Annotated in this window: 3 protein-coding genes; all 3 read right to left on the bottom strand. The window is 67.1% G+C overall.

The genetic code is table 11. The features are described from left to right. Window positions 1–989, bottom strand: a 989-nt coding sequence (locus AC2VOP_RS20805; protein ID WP_486962725.1) for an acyl-CoA dehydrogenase family protein, incomplete at its 3' end; no start/stop codon positions are given. Continuing rightward, entirely contained in the window at window positions 986–2,989 is a 2,004-nt protein-coding gene (locus AC2VOP_RS20800; protein WP_486962724.1) for an acetyl/propionyl/methylcrotonyl-CoA carboxylase subunit alpha, read from the bottom strand. The genes AC2VOP_RS20805 and AC2VOP_RS20800, both read right to left, overlap by 4 nt. 7 nt (window positions 2,990–2,996) lie before the next feature. Then, window positions 2,997–4,222: acyl-CoA carboxylase subunit beta (locus tag AC2VOP_RS20795; RefSeq protein WP_486962723.1), on the bottom strand; the 1,226-nt coding region annotated here is incomplete at its 5' end.

Genomic DNA, 4,222 nt, shown 5'->3' with positions numbered 1-4,222 from the left:
GCGGCGTACTTGGCCATGTTCGCCGCTTCGGCGGCGCCGGCGTCGTCGCCGCTGTCGTAGAGGGTGGCGGCCTTCTGCATCATCAGCTTGGCCAACTCGATCTCGACGTGGTTCTGCGCCAGCGGATGTGCCAGGCCCTGATGGGCACCGATGGGGGTGCCCCACACCTGCCGGGTTTTGGCGTAGTCGACGGCTTTCTTGATGGCGAATCGGCCCATGCCCACCGAGCTCGCGGCGCCCATGATACGTTCCGGGTTCAACCCGGCGAACAATTGCGCGATCGCGGCGTCTTCGGAGCCCACCAGCGCGTCGGCCGGCAGCCGCACGTCGTCGAGGAACACCTGGAATTGGCGTTCCGGGCTGATCAGTTCCATCTCGATCGGGGTGTAGGTGAACCCGGGGGCGTCGGTCGGCACTACGAACAGCGCAGGACGAAGTGATGCGGACTTGGTGCCCATGTCTTTGTGGACGCGGCTCACCACCAGCACCGCCTGGGCCTGGTCGATGCCCGAGATGAACGTCTTCTGGCCCTTCACGATCCAGTCACCGCCGTCTCGGCGCGCGGTCGTGGTGATGCGGTGCGAGTTCGACCCGGCGTCAGGCTCGGTGATGGCGAATGCCATGGTCAACGACCCGTCGGCGATGCCGGGCAGCCAGCGCTGCTTCTGCTCGCCGGTGCCGAACTTGGCGATAATGGTGCCGTTGATCGCCGGTGACACCACCATCATCAACAGCGCGCAGCCGTTAGCGGCCATCTCCTCCATGACCAGCGACAGCTCGTACATGCCGGCACCGCCGCCGCCGTACTCCTCGGGAAGGTTGACGCCTATGAAGCCGAGTTTTCCTGCCTCGCTCCACAATTCGTTGGTGTGCTGGCCGCAGCGGGCCTTCTGCAGGTAGTAGTCCTGCCCGTAGTTGACTGCCATCGCGGCGACCGCCTGGCGCAACGCCCGGCGCTCGTCGCTTTCGATGAAACTGTTAACTGTCATCGCTGATCTCCCTCTGGGTTCGAGGCTGCGGGCGTTTCGACGCGGGCCAGCACAGCTCCGACCTCGACCTGGTCGCCGGGTTTGACGTTCAGTTGGGCGAGCACGCCGTCGGTCGGTGCGGCGAGAGTGTGCTCCATCTTCATGGCCTCCAGCCAGATCAGCGGTTGGCCTGCTGCCACCGTGCTGCCGACTTCGGAGCCCAGCCGGGTGACATTGCCGGGCATCGGAGCCAACAGGGATCCGGCCTCGATGGTGGACGGGGGTTCGGGGAAGCGCGGCAGCGCGATCAGATGCACTGCGCCGCCCGGGGAATCGACGTAGATGTCGTCGAAGTTGGGGCCGTAGCGGGCGACCGCGTAACGGCGTGCGACTCCGGCAGCGTCGGCGAGCACAACCTGATGCGGATCAGACGAGACGAGACGCACCGGACGCGAATTATCGGCGAGGGTCAAACCGTTTCTGGTGAACCGGTATTCGATCCGGTGCTGGTGACCGCTGTCATCGACGTAGGACTTCACCTGGAATCCCGATGGGAGGTTGCGCCAGCCGCTCGGGATGGAGCCGAGCACCGTCGCGCTCGCCCGGTTGTGCGCGGAGTCGGCCAGTGCCGCTGCGACCGCGGACAGCCGCACCGTTTCTCGATCGGCCAGCGGCGCCGACAGCTCGGCCAGACCGTGGGTGTCGAAAAACGAGGTGTCGGTGGCACCGGCAAGAAACGACGGATGCCTCAGCACCCGGACGAGCAGATCGCGGTTGGTCCGTACCCCGTGCAGCCGGGCGTTCGCCAGGGCGCGCGCAAGCACCGCTGCGGCCTGGGCTCGTGTCGGCGCATAGCTGATGACCTTGGCCAGCATCGGGTCGTAGTGGATCGAAACCGTCCAGCCGTCGGCGACGCCAGAGTCCAACCGAATTCCGCTGCGCCTGTTCAGGTTGTCGAACTGCGCGGCCACCCCGGGCACGTCGATCGTGTGCAGCTGCCCGGCCTGCGGGCGCCAGTCTCGAGCCGGATCTTCCGCATAGAGCCGCGCCTCTATCGAATGGCCGTGCGCTGCCGGCGGTTCGGTGTCCAGCCTGGTGCCGTCGGCCACAGCCAGCTGCAGTTCGACGAGATCGCATCCGGTGGTCTCCTCGGTGACCGGGTGTTCGACCTGCAGCCGGGTGTTCATCTCCATGAAGTAGAACTCGCCGTCGTCGTCGGCGAGGAACTCCACGGTGCCCGCGCCGGCGTAGCCGATAGCGCTGGCCGCCAGCTTGGCGGCGTCGAACAGTTTGGCGCGCATTCCGGGGGTGCGCTCGACCAGCGGGGAAGGTGCCTCTTCGATAACTTTCTGGTGTCGACGCTGAATTGAGCACTCTCGTTCGCCGACCGCCCAGACCGTGCCGTGGTTGTCGGCGACCACCTGTACCTCGACGTGGTGGCCGGTCGGCAGGTAGCGCTCGCAGAACACCGTCGGGTCGCCGAACGCCGAGCGTGCTTCCCGGCCGGCGGCCTTGACTTCGCCTGCCAGGGCGGACAATTCGGTGACCACCCGCATGCCTCGCCCGCCTCCGCCGGCCGACGCTTTGATGAGCACCGGCAGTTGCGCCGCCGTCACCGTTTCGGGATCCAGTTGCTCCAGCACCGGTACCCCGGCGGCTGCCATGATGTCCTTGGCCCCGATCTTGGAACCCATGGCAGCCACCGCTGCTACCGGTGGGCCGATCCATACCAGTCCGGCACCGCACACCGCTGCCGCGAATTCCGCATTCTCGGAGAGGAATCCGTAGCCTGGGTGCACGGCATCGGCGCCGGCTGCGCGGGCTGCGGCGATGATGGCATCGACCGAAAGGTAGCTCTTGGTCTCCGGCAGCCCCACTTTCGCGTCCGCCTCGGTGACATGCGGGGCGTCCGCGTCGGGATCGGTGTAGACCGCGACGGTGGCGAGGCCGAGCCGTCGGCAGGTGGCGAACACCCGCCGGGCGATCTCACCGCGGTTGGCCACCAGAACCTTGGTGATCATGGTGTCCTCACATCCGGAAGACGCCGAAGTGCGACGTCCCCTTGATTGGGCCGTTGGCGATGGCGGACAGGCAGATACCCAGTACGGTGCGGGTGTCGCGCGGGTCGATCACCCCGTCGTCGTAGAGCCGGCCGGACAAAAACATCGGCAGCGATTCGGCCTCGATCTGCGCCTCGACGGCGGCGCGCAGCGCCGCGTCGGCCTCTTCGTCCACCTGCTGGCCGCGCGCCTGCGCGGCGGCCCGGCTGACGATCGAAAGGACGCCGGCCAGCTGTGTGCCGCCCATCACGGCGGCCTTGGCGGACGGCCAGGTGAACATGAACCGCGGATCGTAGGCACGCCCGCACATGCCATAGTTACCCGCTCCGTAGGAGGCGCCGATCACCAGCGAGATGTGCGGCACGGCGGAGTTCGACACGGCGTTGATCATCATCGAGCCGTGCTTGATCATGCCGCCCTCTTCATAGGCTTTGCCGACCATGTAACCGGTGGTGTTGTGCACGAACAGCAGTGGCGTGTCGGAGCGGTTGGCCAGCTGGATGAACTGGGTGGCCTTCTGCGCCTCCTCGGAGAACAGCACGCCGCGCGCGTTGGCCAGAATCCCCAGCGGGTAGCCGTGCAGCCGGGCCCAGCCGGTCACCAGCGACGAGCCGTACAGCGGTTTGAACTCGTCGAACTCCGAGCCGTCGACGATGCGGGCGATCACCTCGCGCGGGTCGAACGGGATGCGCAGGTCGGCCGGGACAACGCCGATCAGTTCTTCGGCGTCATAGCGCGGTTCGACCACGGGGCCCGGGACCGGACCCTGCTTGCGCCAGTTGAGCCGGGCCACGATCCGGCGGCCGATCCGGAGTGCGTCGAGCTCGTCGAGAGCGAAGTAATCGGCCAGACCCGAGACGCGGGCATGCATGTCGGCGCCGCCGAGGGACTCGTCGTCGGCCTCCTCGCCGGTGGCCATCTTCACCAGTGGCGGGCCGGCCAAGAACACCTTTGAGCGTTGCTTGATCATCACGACGTAGTCGCACATCCCCGGGATGTAGGCGCCGCCGGCGGTGGAGTTGCCGAATACCAGGGCGATGGTCGGGATGCCCGCCGCCGACAGCCGGGTCAGGTCGCGGAACATCTGCCCGCCGGGAATGAAGATCTCCTTCTGGGTGGGCAGGTCCGCGCCGCCGGACTCCACCAGCGAGATCACCGGCAGCCGGTTCTGCAGTGCGATCTGGTTGGCCCGCA

This window comes from Mycobacterium sp. TH-M106 (assembly GCF_057473765.1).
The sequence above is the reverse complement of the archived record's forward strand: the minus strand, read 5'-3'. Positions and strand labels throughout refer to the sequence as shown.